This window comes from Microbacterium sp. str. 'China' (assembly GCF_002993305.1).
Classification (GTDB): Bacteria; Actinomycetota; Actinomycetes; order Actinomycetales; family Microbacteriaceae; genus Microbacterium; species Microbacterium paraoxydans.
This window is the reverse complement of the sequence record NZ_CP027434.1, coordinates 609,402-626,635: the sequence shown is the minus strand read 5'-3', so window position 1 is coordinate 626,635 and position 17,234 is coordinate 609,402. Positions and strand designations below refer to the sequence as shown.

Below are 17,234 nucleotides of genomic sequence, written 5' to 3'. Positions count from 1 at the left end.
GTGCGCATCGAGTTGCAAGAAGGATCGAGGAGACATCATGACGGATACGCAGTCAGCAGCCGCGTCCAGCGTGGAGCTGGAGATCGGCGGGATGACCTGCGCGTCGTGCGCGATGCGCATCGAGAAGAAGCTCAACAAGCTGGACGGTGTCACCGCCACCGTGAACTATGCGACGGAGAAGGCGAAGGTCACCGCACCGAACGGGTTCGACCCGGCGCTGCTGATCGCCGAGGTGGAGAAGACCGGCTACACGGCCGCCCTTCCCTCACCGGAGCCGTCCGCGGTAGTCGACGGTGAGGACGCTCCGGATAGGGAGCTGGTGAGCCTGCGGAACCGTTTGATCGCTTCCATCGTGCTGACCCTTCCTGTGATTGCGATGTCGATGATCCCCGCATTGCAGTTCACTTACTGGCAGTGGCTCTCACTCGCCCTGGCCGGCCCCGTCATCGTTTGGGCGGCCTGGCCTTTCCACAAGGCAGCGTGGACGAATCTCCGGCACGGTGCGGCGACCATGGACACGCTCATCTCGATGGGGACGATAGCCGCCTTACTGTGGTCGCTCTACGCGCTGTTCTTCGGCACGGCCGGCGTCCCCGGGATGACCCACCCGTTCGAGCTCACCGTGGCACCGTCGGACGGGGCGGCGAACATCTACCTCGAAGTGGGTGCCGCGGTGACGATGTTCATCCTCGCCGGACGCTACTTCGAGAAGAAGGCGAAACGGCAGGCGGGCGCCGCCCTGCGCGCGCTGTTGGAGCTGGGAGCGAAGGATGTTGCTGTGCTTCGCGCCGGCGCCGAGACCCGCATTCCCATCGCGGACCTGCGAGAGGGCGACGAGTTCGTCGTACGGCCCGGCGAGAAGATCGCCACCGATGGTGTGATCGTCTCCGGCACCTCCGCGGTCGACGCGTCCATGCTCACCGGTGAATCCGTGCCGGTCGAGGTCGGCGAAGGAGACTCCGTCACGGGGGCGACGGTCAATGCCGGTGGCCGGCTCGTCATCCGGGCGACGAGGGTCGGGTCGGACACCCAGTTGGCGCAGATGGCGAAGCTCGTCGAGGACGCCCAATCGGGCAAGGCCGAGGTGCAGCGCCTCGCCGACCGGGTGTCGGGTATCTTCGTGCCCATTGTCATCGCGATCGCCATCGCCACGCTGGGCGCTTGGCTCGGCGCGGGATTCCCTGCCGCGGCGGCGTTCACCGCCGCGGTCGCGGTGCTGATCATCGCCTGCCCGTGCGCCCTGGGCCTTGCCACGCCCACCGCACTGCTGGTGGGCACGGGCCGCGGCGCGCAGATGGGCATCCTCATCAAGGGTCCGGAAGTTCTCGAGTCGACGCGACGGGTGGACACCGTCGTTCTGGATAAGACCGGGACGGTGACCACAGGGCGGATGACGCTCACCGGCGTGTTCACCGCTGACGGCGTCGACCGCGGCGAGCTGCTGCGCCTGGCGGGTGCGGTGGAGGACGCCTCCGAGCATCCCATCGCGCAGGCCATCGCCAAAGCCGCAGTCCAAGAGGTCGGCACGCTTCCGACACCCGAGGGTTTCGCGAACATCGAGGGCAAGGGAGTGCAGGGCATCGTCGACGGGCACGCCGTCCTTGTCGGCCGCGAGTCGCTTCTCGAGGACTGGTCCCAGCGCCTTCCCGAGAATCTCGCCGCCGCGAAGAGCGAAGCAGAGCGTCAGGGCAAGACCGCGGTCGCCGTGGGGTGGGACGGGGAAGCACGCGGTGTGCTCATCGTCGCGGACACCATCAAGCCGACCAGCACCGAAGCCATCAGGCAGCTGAAGGCGCTGGGACTGACACCGGTGCTCCTCACCGGAGATAACCGTGCCGTGGCCGAGCAGATCGCGTCTGAGGTCGGCATCGATGAGGTCATCGCCGAAGTGCTCCCGAAAGACAAGGTCGACGTGGTCACCAGGCTGCAGCGCGAGGGCAAGGTCGTGGCGATGGTCGGAGACGGCGTCAACGATGCGGCCGCGCTCGCCCAGGCAGACCTGGGGTTGGCCATGGGCACGGGCACCGATGTGGCGATCGAGGCCAGCGACATCACGCTCGTCCGCGGCGATCTGCGCAGCGCGGCCGACGCGATCCGTCTGTCTCGGAAGACGCTCGGCACGATCAAGGGCAACCTGTTCTGGGCCTTCGCCTACAACGTCGCCGCCATCCCGCTGGCAGCCCTCGGTCTGCTCAATCCCATGCTCGCCGGCGCCGCGATGGCGTTCTCCAGCGTCTTCGTCGTCGGCAACAGCCTCCGCCTGCGCACGTTCCGCAGCCAGGCGGCGGACCCATCCCCGACCGCCGCGCCCGCACCGCGTGATCATGCGACGCGGAACGCAACCGTCGGAACCCACTGAAATCACGAAAGAGGAACACACATGTCTGATTCCGGATCCTGCTGCAGCCACAACAGCCACGGCTCTGTCCCAGCCGACGGACGCAAGGACCTCCTCGCGCCGTCCGCCGAACAGCTCGCCGAATGCCCCGTGATGGTCGGCAGCACCGTCGTGAAAGCGGACGCTGAAGCCGCTGGCCTCTACCGCGACTACGAGGGCACCCGCTATTACTTCTGCTGCGCCGCCTGCGGCCCCCTGTTCGACGCTGACCCCGCCAAGTACGTGACCGCAGCCTGACATCGCTTCACCTGTGCGGGGCGGCACACGGATCGCCCCGCACAGCTTCATCGTTTCCGAGGAGGATAGCCTCATGAGCCAGCCACACAGCGACGACGCTGATCACACCCACGAACACGCAGCGCACGGGCACACCCCATCGGTCCCCGCCGCGGCCACAGAAGACCCCCCCGTCCACACCCCTCACCACGACACCGCCGTGCACCACGACGGTCCCGATACTGCACCGCACGGAAGCGGCGCGCCGATGGGCCACCAGGGTCACGGCGAGCATGCCGGCCATGACGCACATGGTGGACACGACGCTCACGGTGGACACGGGGGTCATGCGGGGCATGGCGACCACGTCGGACAGTTCCGTCGCCTGTTCTGGATCATGCTGATCCTCGCCGTCCCCACCGTCGCGCTGTCGGGCATGTTCGCGATGATCCTCGGCTACACCCTCCCCGACATTCCCGGCCTGGCCTGGGTGTCCCCGGTACTGGGAACAGTGATGTACATCTGGGGTGGAAAGCCGTTCCTCGTCGGTGCTGTCAGCGAAATCCGCGACCGCAAGCCCGGGATGATGCTCCTCATCGGACTCGCCATCACCGTTGCGTTCATCGCCTCTTGGGGTGCGAGCCTCGGCCTGCTGCACCACGAGCTCGACTTCTGGTGGGAGCTCGCGCTCCTCATCGTGATCATGCTGCTCGGGCACTGGATCGAGATGCGGTCCCTCGCGCAGACCACGTCCGCTCTCGACTCCCTGGCCGCGCTCCTGCCCGACGAAGCAGAACGCGTCGAAGGTGACCAGGTCGTGACGGTCTCGCCTGCCGAACTCGTCGTCGGTGATGTCGTCATCGTTCGCCCCGGGGGCAGCGTCCCCGCCGACGGTCGCATCGTCGACGGTCGCGCGTCGATGGACGAGTCAATGGTCACCGGCGAGTCCCGCACCGTGACGCGCGGTATCGATGACCAGGTCACGGCCGGAACTGTGGCGACCGACTCCGGGCTGCGCGTGGAGATTACCGCCACCGGTGACGACACCACTCTCGCCGGCATCCAACGCCTGGTCACCGAAGCACAGAGCTCGTCCTCGCGCGCGCAGCGCCTTGCCGACACGGCGGCAGGCTGGCTGTTCTGGTTCGCTCTCGGCGCTGGCGTGATCACGGCGATCGTGTGGACGCTCGTTGGGCTTCCCGATGATGCCGTCATCCGCACCATCACGGTGCTCGTCATCGCTTGCCCCCACGCACTCGGTCTCGCAATCCCCTTGGTCGTCTCCATCGCCACCGAACGCGCCGCACGCGGTGGCGTACTCGTGAAGGACAGGCTCGCGCTGGAGAGCATGCGCACCGTCGACACCGTGCTGTTCGACAAGACAGGCACCCTCACCAAGGGCGAACCGACCGTCTCCGAGGTCTCAGTCGTCGAAGGCAACGACACCGACCGGGTGCTCGCCCTGGCCGCCGCCGCGGAGGCCGACAGTGAACACCCGCTCGCCAAGGCCATCGTCCGCGCCGCCGCCGACCGTCACCTCGACGTGCCCCGCAGCTCGGACTTCACCTCCTCTCCCGCAGTCGGCGTCACCGCGACCGTCGACGGGACCGTTGTACGGGTGGGGGGACCGCACCTGCTCACCGAGGAAGATGCGCAGGAGCTGCCCGTTGCCGAGCGGTGGCGCAATGACGGTGCGATCATCCTCCACGTGGTTCAGGACGGCCGTGTGATCGGCGCTCTCAAGCTCGCCGATGAGGTGCGGTCGGAATCGCGCGAAGCCGTCGATGCACTGCACGCGCTGGGTGTGCAGGTCGTGATGATCACCGGCGATGCCGAAGCCGTCGCGCACACCGTGGCCGAGGACCTCGGCATCGACCGTGTCTTCGCCGGCGTCCGACCGGAGGACAAGGCCGCGAAGGTGCAGGAGCTCCAGAACGAGGGACGCAAGGTCGCGATGGTCGGTGACGGCGTCAATGACGCCCCCGCCCTCGCCCAGGCCGATGTCGGGCTCGCGATCGGCGCCGGCACGGACGTTGCCATCGCCTCTGCCGGAGTCATCCTCGCCAGCGACGACCCCCGCTCGGTGCTCTCCGTCATCGAACTGTCCCGCGCCGCATACCGGAAGATGAAGCAGAACCTCTGGTGGGCCGCCGGCTACAACCTGATCTCCGTACCCCTCGCCGCCGGCGTCCTCGCCCCCATCGGGTTCGTGCTGCCGATGTCGGTCGGGGCGATCCTGATGTCCCTGTCCACCATCGTGGTTGCCCTCAACGCGCAGCTCCTGCGGCGACTCGACCTTCGCCCGGAAACCACGGCCCGCGCGATCCTCAACCGATAACCAATCCAGAACCGGAGACCACGATGACCGACACCATCGAGACCGACCAGGTCGAGTCCGACACCGCCTGCGAACACGGCGAACACGGCGAACACGGCTACATCACCGACAAAGCCCGCTATCTCGCCCGTCTCAAACGGATCGAAGGACAAGCCCGCGGCATCCACCGCATGGTCGACGAGGAGAAGTACTGCATCGACATCCTCACCCAGATCTCAGCGCTGACGAGCTCACTCCAGGGCGTTGCTGTCGGTCTTCTCGAAGACCATCTCCGCCACTGCGTCACCGACGCCGCACGTGCAGGCGGAGACATTGCCGAGGCCAAGATCACTGAAGCATCCCAGGCCATCGCACGCCTCGTCCGCTAAGCCAGCGAGGCGGCCCCGCGGATGCCTTCGATGCTCCTCGGATAGCTCTGGGCGAGTGGACGCTCAGGACTTTGCGCGCCTGTAGTCAAAGGCGCCGTCCTGACGCTGAGAATCGAGCAACTGATCGAGGATGCCATCGTGATCGATGACGGGCTTGGGCTGGCCATCCGGCTGCAGCCGCCCATCTAACCGAACGTGGCGTCGATGACGTGGTCGTCGAGCGTGGCTCCTCCGCTGGTGCTGCCGTGTCCGAGTGGGGTCATGCACGCCTCTTCTCAGGCTGGCCGGAGCTCACCGACACTGCAGCGCGTCGCCTGCTCGAGCCGACCGGGACGGCGCCGGCAAACGGCTACCCGACGGGGGCGGAGTGGGTGAGTGAGTACCTCACCCCACTCGTCGATGTGCTGGGTGACCGCGTCCTCTACGGCACAACGGTGACGGGAATCGCGCGGCAGGGGCGCGACAAAGACGTAGACAGCGGCCGCAAGGGCCAGCCATTCGTTGTGCACACGGTCGACCAGGACGGCTGCGATGGCCGTATTCTCGCCAGTGCTCGACGCCGTGGCCAGCATCGCCTCGGAGATCGACCCGAACATCCACTCCTGCGGCTCCGTCGGAGCCACCGGCGCACGCCAGCTCGCGCAGCCCGAGAAGGACCTGTTCATCGTCGGTGCGAAGTCTTATGGCCGCGCCCCCACCTTCCTGGCGCTCACGGGCTAGGAGCAGGTCCGCAGCGTCGCAGCTCACCTTGCCGGAGATCACGAGGCTGCGGAGCGCAACGAGCTCGTCCTTCCCGACACCGGGGTCTGCGGCGGTGCCGGCGGCTTCGACGCCGAGGGTGCCAGCTGCTGCGGCACGCCATCCGTACTGCGCAGATCGGCGCAAGGCCCGTCGGCGCAGTCTGACCGACCCACGAGAGGGCGACTTCCCGATTGGGAGGTCGCTTCTTGGCATCCAGGTGCAGTGTCCGTGAACTGTCTCGCCGCCGATTGCGCCTTACTTTGAAGAATGTCAATATAGATTCATGTCGAATCAACAGATTGAGCTGGTCATCATCGGATCGGGCCCCGCAGGCTTCACCGCCGCGATCTACGCGGCCCGGGCAAACCTCGCCCCGGTCGTTATCGCCGGTTCGGTGACCACCGGTGGTGCGCTGATGACGACGACCGAGGTGGAGAACTTCCCTGGGTTCGTCGACGCCGTCAACGGACCGGAGTTGATGGAGTCGATGCGTCAGCAGGCCGAGCGGTTCGGCGCCCGCATCCTCCTCGACGACGCAGTCAGCGTCGACCTCGACGGACCGATCAAGGCCATCGTGACTGGCGCGGGTGAGACGTTCCGTGCGCGTGCGGTGATCCTCACCATGGGCTCCGCCTATCGCAAGCTCGGGTTGCCGGATGAGGAGCGACTCACCGGCCGAGGCGTGTCCTGGTGCGCCACCTGCGATGGGTTCTTCTTCCGCGAGCAGGAGATCGTCGTCGTCGGCGGCGGGGACTCCGCGATGGAGGAGGCCCTGTTTCTCACCCGTTTCGCATGCAAGGTGACCGTCGTGCACCGTCGCGGCGAGGTCCGCGCTTCGAAGATCATGGCGCAGCGCGTGCTTGACCACCCGAAGATCGAGGTGGCATGGAACAGCGAGATCGCCCGGCTGAACGGCGACGAGAAGCTCGAATCCGTCACCCTCCGTGACACCGTCACCGGCACCGAGCGCGAGCTGGCGGCGACCGGTGTCTTCGTCGCGATCGGCCACGACCCCCGCTCGGAGTTGGTCACAGGACAGGTCGTCACCGACGCAGGCGGGTTCGTCCGAGTGGATCATCCTTCCACCCGCACGAACATCCCCGGGGTGTTCGCGGCCGGCGATCTGGTCGATCACACCTACCGGCAGGCGATCACCGCCGCCGGCACCGGCTGCGCCGCCGCTCAGGACGCCCAGCACTACCTCTCGAACCTCGAGAACGACCCGGCCGCTCCGATCGAGGCCGAGGAGGTCTTCGCATGAGCACGCTCACCGCCGTCACCGACGCCACGTTCGAGGACGAAGTTCTCGACTCCGACATCCCTGTCGTCGTCGACATCTGGGCCACCTGGTGCGGTCCGTGCCGCCAGGTCGCTCCGCTTCTTGAGCAGCTCGCCGCCGAGTACGATGGACGAGTGAAGATCGTCAAGGTCGATGCGGATCGGAATCCCGAGACCGTGACCGCCGCTGGCGTCACGTCGATCCCCACCCTCGGCTTCTTCCGCGACGGCACCGGCACGGACATCCTCATCGGCGCGCACCCGAAGCCCGTCATCGCCGAGAAGATCGAGGCGCTGCTCGCATGACCACCGCAACCGCAGCTTCCGCTCCCGCCGCCGTCCGGCGTCTGTCCACCCTCGACAAGTGGCTGCCACTGTGGATCGGGCTCGCCATGGTCGCAGGACTTCTCCTCGGCCGATTCGTCCCCGCTCTGTCGGACCTGCTCGGCCACCTCGAGGTCGGCGGCATCTCGGTGCCCATCGGGCTCGGGCTGCTGGTGATGATGTACCCGGTGCTCGCGAAGGCCCGCTACGACAAGATCGCGGCCGTCACCGGCGACAAGAAGCTCCTCGTGTCTTCGCTGGTGCTGAACTGGCTCGTCGGCCCTGCGGTCATGTTCGCCCTCGCCTGGATCTTCCTGCCAGATCTGCCCGAGTACCGCACGGGGCTGATCATCGTCGGTCTCGCCCGCTGCATCGCGATGGTCGTCATCTGGAACGACCTCGCCTGCGGCGATCGGGAAGCGACCGCCGTACTCGTCGCGATCAACTCTGTCTTCCAGGTGGTCGCCTTCTCACTGCTGGGCTGGTTCTACCTCACCGTCCTGCCCGGCTGGCTGGGTCTGGACACTCAGGGGTTGGAGATCTCGGTCTGGCAGATCGCCCTGAACGTGCTGGTCTTCCTCGGCGTGCCACTCGTCGCCGGCTTCGCTTCCCGCTGGATCGGCGAGAAGCGTCGCGGCCGCGCCTGGTACGAGGAGAAGTTCCTCCCCGTGATCGGCCCCTGGGCGCTGTACGGGCTGCTGTTCACCATCGTGCTGCTGTTCGCGCTGCAGGGCGATGCGGTCCTGGCCAACCCGCTGGACGTCGCGCGGATCGCGCTGCCACTGCTGGTCTACTTCGGGCTGATGTGGTTCGCAGGGCTCCTGCTCGGCAAGAGCCTGGGCCTGAACTACGCCCGCTCCACCACGCTGGCCTTCACCGCGGCCGGGAACAACTTCGAACTCGCCATCGCCGTCGCCATCGGCACCTTCGGCGCCGCCTCCGGGCAGGCTCTGGCGGGCGTCGTCGGCCCTCTCATCGAGGTGCCCGTCCTCGTTGGACTCGTCTACGTCTCCCTCTGGGCGGCGCGCGCTTGGTTCCACACCGATCCCTACACCGGCGAAAGGATCACCTCATGAACGTCACGCTCACCGACGCCGTCGACAGCTGCAGCCCGGTCGCTACCCACGCCATCGGCCACGAGGCGGCGTCCACCGTCGCCGCGACCTTAAAGGCTCTGTCGGATCCGCTGCGCCTGCGCATGCTCTCCGCGATCGCTTCCGATCCGCGAGGCGAGTCCTGCGTGTGCGATCTCGCCGAGCTCGCACACGTCTCACAGCCCACCGTGTCGCACCATCTGAAGGTCCTCAAGGGCGTCGACGTGCTCACCTCCGAACGGCGCGGCACCTGGGTCTGGTACCGCATCAACCCCAGCCGCCGGGGCGCCGTCACCGCTCTGCTGGACTCCTTCGCGCCTGCGACCATGACGGCGCCCGGCGAAGACGGCGACGCCGAAGGCCGCGCCGGCCACCCCGAGTTCGATGCGCGGATCACCCACCTCGCCGATGAGCTCGCCGCCGAGGTCCCCGAGCTCGCCCCGGAGACCGTGCTGGGCATCGTTCGTGAGTCGTACACGTCACTCGCCCGCACGGCAATAGTCACGGGAGCGCTTGTCCCGCTCACCGAACGCTTCGCACGTCAGCGACTCGCCGACCTCACGCGCGACCGCGACTCCGCTGTACCCCAGGTGTTGTTCGTCTGCGTGGCCAATGCGGGGCGTTCGCAGCTCGCTGCCGCGCTTGTCAACAAGCTCGCCGCCGGCAGGGTTGTCGCCCGCTCGGCAGGATCTGCTCCCGCGGACGTCATCCATCCGCACGTCCGCTCGATCCTCGCCGAGATCGAAGGCGACCTGGCCGCCGAACGCTTCCCCAAGCCCCTCACCGACGATGCCGTCCGTGCCGCCGACGTGGTGATCACGATGGGCTGCGGCGACGTCTGCCCGATCATCCCCGGCGTCCGCTACGACGACTGGGCCGTCGGCGACCCTGCCCTCGCATCCCGCGAGGGCGTCGAAGCCATCCGCGACGACATCGAGGACCGCGTCCGCGCCCTCGTCGATGAGCTCACGCACTGACCACCACCCACAGGAGCCCTCATGACCGACACCACCAAGCCCTCCGTCCTCTTCGTCTGCGTGCACAACGCCGGCCGCTCCCAGATGGCTGCCGGGTTCCTCCGCGACATCGCCGGCGACCGCATCGAGGTCCGCTCCGCCGGCTCCATGCCGGCCGACCAGATCAACCCCATCGCCGTGGAAGCGATGAAGGAACTGGGCATCGACATCACCGCCGAGCAGCCCAAGATCCTCACCACCGAAGCCGTGCAGGCCTCCGACGTCGTGATCACCATGGGATGCGGCGACGCCTGCCCGTTCTTCCCTGGCAAGCGCTACGAGGATTGGAAGCTCGACGATCCTGCCGGTCAGGGCATCGAGGCTGTTCGCCCGATCCGAGACGAGATCCGGGCACGCATCGAGAGGTTGGTCGACGAAATCCTCTGATTCAAAGTCTGTCCGCTGAGGCGGGCCTCGCGCACGCTCGATAGTGTCAGCGAGCGACGGCCTCGTCGAGGGCATCCGTGAGGTCCCTGAGCTGGGTGAGCTCGAGCTTCTCGCCGTCGAGGAAGAAGGTCGGCGTGCCACTGACGTTGAGATACTGGCCGTCGTTGCGGTCTGCTTCGACTCTTTCCTTGGTGGCGGGGTCGGCGATTGCTTCGTCGTACGAGTCCATGTCGAGGCCTAGGTCTTCGGCGAACGTCCGGAACAACTGGGTGTGAGAGGTCTGCTGCTCGCCCCTCTGAGCCTGGGTCTCGAACAGGCGAGCGTACATCTCCTCGAACTTGCCCTGTTGAGCTGCCGCTTCGGCGGCGAGGGCGGCGTTCATGGAGTTGAAGTGTCCGGGCAATGGGAAGTACCGCACGACGTAGTTGATCTCGCCCTCATAGTCGGCGCGGATCTGTTCGACCACCGGGTAGAACGCTCCGCAGGCTTCGCACTCGAAGTCGAGAAACTCCACCAGCGTCGGCGCATCCGGGCCGGCGTCGTCCAGGACGTGCGAGTCAGTCCGGGCGCCGGGCAGTGCGCCCGCCGAGCCGGAAGGGTCGGGAGCAGCGGGCCGGGTCAGCATGACCACGACCAGAGCTGCGATCACGAGGACGATAACGACGGCACCGGTGATGAGGCTGACTTTGACGGGGGTCTTCACGAAGGATGGCTCCAGCTCGGACGGCGATATCACCGCAGGGTTGGTCAGGCGCGTGCGGGCTCGGGTGCCGGCGCTAGCTCTCGGAGAGCAGCGGGGCGTCGGGCTGCACGGACGCCGTTGAGGATGACGACGACCTCGGCGATCTCGTGTACCAGGACGACACCGGCCAGACCGAGAACGCCGAACAGCGCCAGCGGGAAGAGCACGATGATGATGGCGAGGGCCAGGGCGATGTTCGCGGTCATGATGCGTCGCCCGCGGCGCGCGTGCGCGAGCGCGCCGGGGATGAGGCGGAGGTCGTGGCCGGTGAACGCGACATCGGCGGACTCAATGGCGGCCGCCGAACCTTTCAGTCCCATGGCGATGCCGACCGTGGCGGTCGCTAGTGCTGGGGCGTCGTTGATGCCGTCCCCGACCATGGCCGTCGGGCGGACGGTGGTCAGGGATTCGATCGCGTGGGCCTTGTCGGCGGGCAGCTGCTCGGCCCGCACATCGTCGATGCCTGCCTGGGCGGCGATGGCGCGGGCGGTGCGTTCGTTGTCGCCGGTGAGCATGACGGTCTCGATGCCCTGACTGTGGAGCATCCGCACGGTCTCGGCCGACTCCGGGCGCAGTTCGTCACGGATGCCGATGAGCCCGGCGACAGCGCCGTCGGCTTCGACGACGACCACGGTCATGCCCTCCGCAGCCATCCCTTCGGCGGCGGTGCTGAGCACGGCCGGGTCAAGCCAGCGCGCGTTCCCGACGCGGATGAGTGTGCCGTCGACGCGGCCGGCGATGCCGTGGCCGGCTTCTTCCACGACATCGATGGCGGACAGCGCCTTCGGGGATGCCGCGGTGATCGCGGCGGCCAAGGGGTGCGTGCTGGTCGCCTCGATGGCGGCAGCCCAGGCGAGCAGGTCGTCGCGATTGGTCCCGTCGGCGGGTCGGACGTCGACCACCGCGGGTTCGTTGCGGGTGAGCGTCCCGGTCTTGTCCAGCGCGACGGCGCGGATCGTGCCGAGCTGCTCGAACGCCTCCCCGGACTTGATCACCACGCCGAACTTCGACGCGGAGCCGATGGCGCTGATCACGGTGACCGGCACCGCGATCGCCAGCGCGCACGGGGACGCCGCGACCAGGACCACCAGTGCCCGCTCGATCCAGGTCCAGGGGTCACCGACGACGAAGCCGAACAGCGCGACGAGCGCCGCGGCGATCAGGACGACGGGAACCAGCGGGCGCGCGATCCGATCCGCTAGTCGTGCCCGATCGCCCTTGCGGGCGTGGGCCTGCTCCACCAGCGAGACGATCTGCGTGAGGGAGTTGTCGCGGCCATCCGCGGTCGCCTCGATCCGCAACGTCGCCGACCCGTTCACCGAACCTGCCGCGACCACGTCGCCGGGCCCGACCTCGACCGGGATGGACTCCCCGGTGATCGCCGATGTGTCCAGGCTGGAGCGTCCCTCGACGACGACACCGTCGGTCGCCACACGCTCGCCCGCTCCGACGACGAGGATGTCGAGCTCGCGCACATCGGCAGCAGGGACCGTGATGTCGCCACTGAGCCGTGAGACGCGCACCGTCTCCGGGATCAGTGACAGCAGTGCGCGCAGGCCCTCCTTAGCGCGGTCCATCGCTCGGTCCTCCAGCGCCTCAGCGAGGGAGAACAGGAACGCCAGGGTCGCTGCTTCACCGACGTGCCCGAGCAGGACGGCGCCGACAGCAGCGATCGTCATCAGCAGACCGACACCGAGCCGGCCACGGATCACGCGCCGGATCGCACCGGGAACGAACGTGTACGCGCCAGCGAGCAGAGCTGCCCACTGCAGCACCAGTGCGGCAATCTCCAGGCCCGTCCACTCGAACGCGTACCCGGCGAGTAGGAACACACCGGACAGCGCCGACGGCAGTAGAGCGATGTCCCGCCACCACGGTGGACGCACCTCGAACTCGTGATCGGCGCCGGCGGCTGGTGGCAGGGCGGGGCCGCAGCACGCATCGCCGTCATCATGAGCAGATACGCCCGCCGCCGCCTGCACGACCTCTGGGCCGCAGCAGCCGTCTCCCCCCTGCGGTAGCGACAACTCGACGCGGTGGATGGTGCCTGTCTTCCGCGGCTCGTCGTCGCCGCAGCACTCCGCGCTCATGCGCAGCACTCGCACTTCTCGTCAACGCACGGCACGCCTTCATCGACCGCCACAACCGCGTCGAGAAGATGCCGCAGGCCCACCGTCAGGTGCGGATCTGCGATCTCGTACCGCGTGCGACGACCCTCCGGCGTCGCGATCACCAGTCCACAGCCCCGAAGACAGGTGAGATGGTTCGACACGTTCGTGCGGCTCAGTTCAAGATCACGGGCGAGCTCGGCCGGATAACCCGGGGCATCCAGCAGCGACAGCAGGATCCTCGAACGCGTCGGGTCGGCCATCGCCCGACCCAGCCGGTTCATCACATCAAGACGAGAAGCAATAGTCAGCACACGATGACTATACACGGGACACTGAACTATAGCGATGGCGACTCCACTGGACACTGCATCGAGGCGTGGCGCCTTGTCCACCACCTCCTGGAACGTGCCGAGCTTCACTCAGGATCGCGCCTACCGGAAGTTCTTCGACGAGTCCGTGTCGTTCGGATGCGACGGGGATGCCTCGATGAGTATCACCCGTCCCGGCTTCTTGCCCTTCGGCTGGGGAGCGTCGACCGCGTAGCGAAGCCTCGCGCCGTCCGTGACCTTGTACTGCCAGACGGGCAGGGTCCTCCCGCCCACCACCGCTGTAGATAGGTTGCCCTTCAGCTGGTAGCAGCGCGAGCTGTCGAACCGCGTCGGGTGAGCGGTCAGGTAGTCCCAGGCATCCGCGAGGGCGTTCTTCGCGGTCGCGCGAAGGTCGCGCCACCCGCGCTCCGCCGCGACGTCGCCGAAGACGATCTCGTACTCGCTGACCCTTGTCGGTCGCGGAACCGACGATCCCCGCCTTCCCGCCATTACGGGCGCTCGACCCGCGCAGACGTCTCCGTCAGATCGATCGGCTTAGCCGGCCGCGCACCCATGGCGTAAGCCGCAGCAGTCTCCCGCCACTCGTGCTGAGCACGCAGCAGGCGTTCAAACGTGCCCAACTCGCTGGCGGAGTAAACCAGCCGCTCAATTTCGCTCGCGTAAGTGGCCAGCTCGCCCTCATCGAACTCACTCGTCCACGCGAAGAGCTCCCGCAGCGCAGCGCCGACATCGCCCCTGTTCCGCCCGATAGCGCGGAGCAGTTCACTGGAGAGCTTCACGCCAAGCTCGAGCGTGTCGAGGTCGTGGCCACGAAGGATCACCAGGTCATCGCCATCCCGACGAGTGATACGCACCTGGCCCTCGTCGATGTGGGCAAGGACATCCTTCGGCTTACGGAGGAGATCGGTGAAAGTCGCGGTGCTCATGAGACCAGAGTACATCAGATAAACATCAGAGGTTCTGCGTCTTGTGCGCTGGAGCCCCCCGCTGCACCCGTCCGGATGTCCGTTCAGTCGGACACCCCACTGAGAACGAGTGCATCGGCCGCGATAATGTCGGAAGCGCGGTGAGATGACGCTAGATGTCACTCGGACGGGGACGGCGTCGGATTCTCTACGCGCTTTGCGGTGACACATTCCTGACGATGCACCACCGGATTGCCATCCCGCCCACGAGATCAGGTGAGTTCACTCTCGAGTTGTTCGATGCGTGCGCGGATGTCGTCGCAGTTCGAACGGACGGCGTCGATACCCTGGCGCGCTGGGTCGTCCAGCTTCCAGTCCTCGTAGCGCTTGCCAAGAAAGAACGGACAGGCCTCGCCGCATCCCATACTGATGACGACGTCAGACGCCTGCACGGCTTCGGTTGTCAGCACTTTTGGGCTGCTCGGCTGTGCTGTCGATTCCGAGCACGCCCATCGCCTCGTCAGCAGTCGGGTTGGACCGCTCGGCGGGCATGGATCCCGCCGAGCGGACCTCGACGCGGTCGCCTGCGATGTCGCGGAGACATCCGGCCGCCATCTGCGAGCGTCCGGCGTTGTGGACACCGACGAAGAGGACGGAGCGCTTGGTGGTGGTGTCAGTCATGGAGGGCCCTAGTAGGTACTAGTCCAGGAGGCCTCGTCCACGAGGGTGCGTACCCGTACGGTTTGATTGTCGAGGCTGGTAACATCCTCGTGAAATGATCACGTCTGGCCGGTCTCGTAACCAGGCGGCGTCTGTTGACAAGCTCCTGATAACGAAGATCATTACAGGCCTTGGGTTGGCCCTGCTCTTGATTGTCGGAGCATGGTCCGGTGGTCATCGCGACGCGGACGCCTCTCCATATCTCACTGCTACCTCGACTGCATCGATGGAAACCGAGCTTACGAGCTATGGTGCGGTTGGCTCGTCGACGCATGGTTCTGGTGGCGCCTCATCGGAACGGCTCCTGATAGACGGCGCCTCCGCGAACGCACTGATCGGCCTTACAGGGTGCGTGTTTGGCCTCGTCTGCTCCTTCCTGATCCTCATCGTCGCTCGAGCCTTCGTAAATCGCGTGCCGAACGGAAATCGCGAGCGACTTCCGCGCATGCCCGAGATGAGGGCCGCACCCGACCGCCCGTTTGCACGAACTCTTTCCCTCACGCAACTCTCTCTGTCGCGCACCTGACATCGATCAGCCATCTCACGATGGCGCTTCACATTCGGTGGGGTTCACGTTCGTTGTGCTGTGTTGTGGTTGGAGAGAAATGAAAGCGTCTCAAAAGGCGATCCTCGTCACGGTGGGTCTCGTCGTTGTCCTCCTTGTCGTCGCGCTGGTGTACGTCCTTCTCAGTGAGAATCGGGCCTCCGCGCCCGAGACAGAAGGCAACGACGGCCCTCAGGTGGTGCGAGAGAATTCACATGTGCTCGACGATGGCGGCGACGCAGCGGTCACCGTGGTCGAGTTCCTCGATTTTGAGTGCGAGGCGTGTGGCGCCTTCTACCCGCTGGTCGAGGACCTTCGTGAGAAGTTTGATGGGGAGATCACCTACGTCATCCGGTATTTCCCGTTGCCTGGCCACTTCAACTCGAAGAACGCTGCGATCGCGGCAGAAGCGGCGGCCCAGCAGGGACGGCTGGAAGACATGTACCACCGCTTGTTCCAAACACAGGCCCAGTGGGGTGAGGCTCAGGAGTCGCGTGCGAACCTGTTCCGGGGTTTCGCTGTGGAGCTCGGGTTGGATATGGCTGCTTTCGATGAAGCGGTCGCGGATCCGGCGACCGCACAACGAGTGGAGTTCGACGTTGATGAGGGCGAGCGACTCGGCGTCAGCAGCACTCCGACGTTCTTCATCGACGGGGAGCAGGTCGTATTGGAGAAGTGGACGGACCTCGAGGACGGCATCGAAGCTGCGGTGAACGGGACGCAGTGATGGTGCGTTCGTTATCGCATCGCCGAGCGATTATCGTCGGGGCCGGCCAATCTGGATTGGCGATGGCGTCCGCGCTGTCGTCCTATGGGCTGGAGGCACAGAAAGACTTCGTCATCATCGATTCCGCGCCGACCGGTCAACGAAGCTGGGCAACCCGTTGGCACTCGATGAGGCTTCTCAGCGATGCTCGCAACAGCACTCTCCCCGGGTTCCCCTTTCCCGGGGACAATCGCCGTCATCCAGGCGGTCGCGAGATGAGCGACTACCTGGCTTCTGTAGAGAAGACGCTCGGCGTGAAACCTCTCTGGGGCGTTCGCGCTCTCGAGGTGGAACGCCGCGGAGACGGATCCACGTTGCACCTTTCGACGTCCATCGGGGACGTGCAAACGCGAAACGTTGTCTGTGCCACAGGATCTGCGGCAGTGCCCCGAGTCCCTACCTGGCGCCAGAATCTGTCGGCACCCGGAACGGTTCTACATTCCAGTCAGTACCTACACCCGGGCCAGATCCCTTCGGGGACCGTGTTGGTGGTCGGCGGAGGGTTCAGCGGCGTACAGATCGCCGAAGAACTCGCTCACTCGCGAGATGTCACTCTATCCACCCGAACAGAACGACCGCGGCCGTCAGCGCGATGGTCCATCTGGCCGAGGCTGCGCCGCAACCACTCGATTCGTTCCGGCCCCGCGCCCACCGCTCTGGCCGGCGTGAGCCACGCGCCCCCCGTCGTGGAGGCCGACGGAGCCGTCGTGACATTTGCCGATGAGTCGACGATGCAGCCGCACTCCATGATCCTCGCTACCGGCTACGAACCCGGCGACAAGTGGCTACCCGCCCCGGAACCCACCGGTGCTCGGACACAAGCCAACACGCATATTCCCGGACTGTTCACGGTCGGCATCCCGAAGTACTCCCGAACCGGCGCAGACACGATTCCGGGGGCATGGAGTGATGCTGCCATCGTCGCCCCCAACATCATCGACCGCCCCTGAAAGGATC

18 protein-coding genes and 1 pseudogene are annotated in these 17,234 nt (G+C 66.4%); 13 read left to right on the top strand and 6 right to left on the bottom strand.

Annotated elements, in window-relative coordinates; genetic code table 11:
• Positions 1–37 precede the first annotated feature (37 nt).
• From C6C15_RS02900 to C6C15_RS02850, 10 genes are all read left to right on the top strand, one after another.
• The gene (locus tag C6C15_RS02900; protein ID WP_029266196.1) at positions 38–2,359 is read left to right on the top strand and encodes a heavy metal translocating P-type ATPase; all 2,322 of its coding nucleotides are present in this window, start codon (positions 38–40) and stop codon (positions 2,357–2,359) included.
• Between the two features lie 21 nt (positions 2,360–2,380).
• Complete coding sequence (locus C6C15_RS02895) at positions 2,381–2,635, top strand: YHS domain-containing protein (RefSeq protein WP_029266198.1); 255 nt, start codon at positions 2,381–2,383, stop codon at positions 2,633–2,635.
• A gap of 73 nt (positions 2,636–2,708) precedes the next feature.
• Positions 2,709–4,952, top strand: a complete 2,244-nt coding sequence (locus C6C15_RS02885; protein ID WP_371511043.1) for a heavy metal translocating P-type ATPase — start codon at positions 2,709–2,711, stop codon at positions 4,950–4,952.
• 23 nt (positions 4,953–4,975) lie between these two features.
• Positions 4,976–5,320, top strand: a complete 345-nt coding sequence (locus tag C6C15_RS02880) for a metal-sensitive transcriptional regulator (protein ID WP_029266204.1) — start codon at positions 4,976–4,978, stop codon at positions 5,318–5,320.
• 531 nt (positions 5,321–5,851) lie between these two features.
• On the top strand, positions 5,852–6,040 hold the full coding sequence (locus C6C15_RS17465; protein WP_442789450.1) for a hypothetical protein: 189 nt from the start codon (positions 5,852–5,854) through the stop codon (positions 6,038–6,040).
• A 304-nt stretch (positions 6,041–6,344) separates the two neighbouring features.
• Positions 6,345–7,322 carry a thioredoxin-disulfide reductase gene (gene trxB / locus C6C15_RS02870; RefSeq protein WP_029266208.1) on the top strand — a complete coding sequence of 326 codons (978 nt, stop codon included), beginning with the start codon at positions 6,345–6,347 and terminating at the stop codon, positions 7,320–7,322.
• Positions 7,319–7,645 (top strand): thioredoxin, encoded by a 327-nt coding sequence (trxA, locus tag C6C15_RS02865; RefSeq protein WP_029266209.1) that lies wholly within the window; start codon positions 7,319–7,321, stop codon positions 7,643–7,645. The genes trxB and trxA overlap by 4 nt, the downstream gene beginning before the upstream one ends.
• Positions 7,642–8,739, top strand: coding sequence for an ACR3 family arsenite efflux transporter (arsB, locus tag C6C15_RS02860; protein WP_199787685.1), 1,098 nt, complete (start codon positions 7,642–7,644; stop codon positions 8,737–8,739). The genes trxA and arsB overlap by 4 nt, the downstream gene beginning before the upstream one ends.
• Entirely contained in the window at positions 8,736–9,734 is a 999-nt protein-coding gene (locus C6C15_RS02855) for a metalloregulator ArsR/SmtB family transcription factor (RefSeq protein WP_029266212.1), read from the top strand. The genes arsB and C6C15_RS02855 overlap by 4 nt, the downstream gene beginning before the upstream one ends.
• 21 nt (positions 9,735–9,755) lie before the next feature.
• Complete coding sequence (locus C6C15_RS02850) at positions 9,756–10,160, top strand: arsenate reductase ArsC (RefSeq protein ID WP_029266214.1); 405 nt, start codon at positions 9,756–9,758, stop codon at positions 10,158–10,160.
• A gap of 46 nt (positions 10,161–10,206) precedes the next feature.
• Here C6C15_RS02850 and C6C15_RS02845 read toward each other — a convergent pair whose 3' ends face one another.
• From C6C15_RS02845 to C6C15_RS02820, 6 genes and pseudogenes are all read right to left on the bottom strand, one after another.
• Positions 10,207–10,863, bottom strand: coding sequence for a DsbA family protein (locus C6C15_RS02845; protein WP_029266216.1), 657 nt, complete (start codon positions 10,861–10,863; stop codon positions 10,207–10,209).
• A 44-nt stretch (positions 10,864–10,907) separates the two neighbouring features.
• Complete coding sequence (locus C6C15_RS02840) at positions 10,908–12,992, bottom strand: heavy metal translocating P-type ATPase (protein WP_231479865.1); 2,085 nt, start codon at positions 12,990–12,992, stop codon at positions 10,908–10,910.
• Positions 12,989–13,324 carry a Cd(II)/Pb(II)-sensing metalloregulatory transcriptional regulator CmtR gene (gene cmtR, locus C6C15_RS02835; protein ID WP_029266220.1) on the bottom strand — a complete coding sequence of 112 codons (336 nt, stop codon included), beginning with the start codon at positions 13,322–13,324 and terminating at the stop codon, positions 12,989–12,991. The genes C6C15_RS02840 and cmtR overlap by 4 nt, the downstream gene beginning before the upstream one ends.
• A 120-nt stretch (positions 13,325–13,444) precedes the next feature.
• Entirely contained in the window at positions 13,445–13,831 is a 387-nt protein-coding gene (locus C6C15_RS02830) for a hypothetical protein (RefSeq protein WP_029266222.1), read from the bottom strand.
• The gene (locus tag C6C15_RS02825) at positions 13,831–14,268 is read right to left on the bottom strand and encodes a hypothetical protein (RefSeq protein ID WP_136025417.1); all 438 of its coding nucleotides are present in this window, start codon (positions 14,266–14,268) and stop codon (positions 13,831–13,833) included. Before C6C15_RS02825 ends, C6C15_RS02830 begins: the two co-directional genes overlap by 1 nt.
• A 251-nt stretch (positions 14,269–14,519) precedes the next feature.
• A pseudogene (locus C6C15_RS02820) lies at positions 14,520–14,928 on the bottom strand (arsenate reductase/protein-tyrosine-phosphatase family protein).
• Between the two features lie 265 nt (positions 14,929–15,193).
• Here C6C15_RS02820 and C6C15_RS17015 point away from each other — a divergent pair.
• The 3 genes from C6C15_RS17015 (at position 15,194) to C6C15_RS02810 (ending at position 17,227) form a co-directional block, all read left to right on the top strand.
• Entirely contained in the window at positions 15,194–15,493 is a 300-nt protein-coding gene (locus C6C15_RS17015) for a hypothetical protein (RefSeq protein WP_143049227.1), read from the top strand.
• 79 nt (positions 15,494–15,572) lie between these two features.
• Positions 15,573–16,238 carry a DsbA family protein gene (locus C6C15_RS02815; RefSeq protein WP_029266226.1) on the top strand — a complete coding sequence of 222 codons (666 nt, stop codon included), beginning with the start codon at positions 15,573–15,575 and terminating at the stop codon, positions 16,236–16,238.
• Positions 16,238–17,227: a flavin-containing monooxygenase gene (locus tag C6C15_RS02810; protein ID WP_029266228.1), complete on the top strand. Its 990-nt coding sequence runs from the start codon at positions 16,238–16,240 to the stop codon at positions 17,225–17,227. Before C6C15_RS02815 ends, C6C15_RS02810 begins: the two co-directional genes overlap by 1 nt.
• Positions 17,228–17,234: the final 7 nt, after the last annotated feature.

Excerpts from the sequence above, each read along its gene's own strand:
- C6C15_RS02900 (WP_029266196.1), top strand. The coding sequence starts at position 38 with ATGACGGATACGCAGTCAGCAGCCGCGTCCAGCGTGGAGCTGGAGATC.
- C6C15_RS02895 (WP_029266198.1), top strand. The coding sequence starts at position 2,381 with ATGTCTGATTCCGGATCCTGCTGCAGCCACAACAGCCACGGCTCTGTC.
- C6C15_RS02885 (WP_371511043.1), top strand. The coding sequence starts at position 2,709 with ATGAGCCAGCCACACAGCGACGACGCTGATCACACCCACGAACACGCA.
- C6C15_RS02880 (WP_029266204.1), top strand. The coding sequence starts at position 4,976 with ATGACCGACACCATCGAGACCGACCAGGTCGAGTCCGACACCGCCTGC.
- C6C15_RS17465 (WP_442789450.1), top strand. The coding sequence starts at position 5,852 with ATGGCCGTATTCTCGCCAGTGCTCGACGCCGTGGCCAGCATCGCCTCG.
- trxB (WP_029266208.1), top strand. The coding sequence starts at position 6,345 with ATGTCGAATCAACAGATTGAGCTGGTCATCATCGGATCGGGCCCCGCA.
- trxA (WP_029266209.1), top strand. The coding sequence starts at position 7,319 with ATGAGCACGCTCACCGCCGTCACCGACGCCACGTTCGAGGACGAAGTT.
- arsB (WP_199787685.1), top strand. The coding sequence starts at position 7,642 with ATGACCACCGCAACCGCAGCTTCCGCTCCCGCCGCCGTCCGGCGTCTG.
- C6C15_RS02855 (WP_029266212.1), top strand. The coding sequence starts at position 8,736 with ATGAACGTCACGCTCACCGACGCCGTCGACAGCTGCAGCCCGGTCGCT.
- C6C15_RS02850 (WP_029266214.1), top strand. The coding sequence starts at position 9,756 with ATGACCGACACCACCAAGCCCTCCGTCCTCTTCGTCTGCGTGCACAAC.
- C6C15_RS02840 (WP_231479865.1), bottom strand. The coding sequence starts at position 12,992 with ATGAGCGCGGAGTGCTGCGGCGACGACGAGCCGCGGAAGACAGGCACC.
- C6C15_RS02830 (WP_029266222.1), bottom strand. The coding sequence starts at position 13,831 with ATGGCGGGAAGGCGGGGATCGTCGGTTCCGCGACCGACAAGGGTCAGC.
- C6C15_RS02825 (WP_136025417.1), bottom strand. The coding sequence starts at position 14,268 with ATGAGCACCGCGACTTTCACCGATCTCCTCCGTAAGCCGAAGGATGTC.
- C6C15_RS17015 (WP_143049227.1), top strand. The coding sequence starts at position 15,194 with ATGGAAACCGAGCTTACGAGCTATGGTGCGGTTGGCTCGTCGACGCAT.
- C6C15_RS02815 (WP_029266226.1), top strand. The coding sequence starts at position 15,573 with ATGAAAGCGTCTCAAAAGGCGATCCTCGTCACGGTGGGTCTCGTCGTT.
- C6C15_RS02810 (WP_029266228.1), top strand. The coding sequence starts at position 16,238 with ATGGTGCGTTCGTTATCGCATCGCCGAGCGATTATCGTCGGGGCCGGC.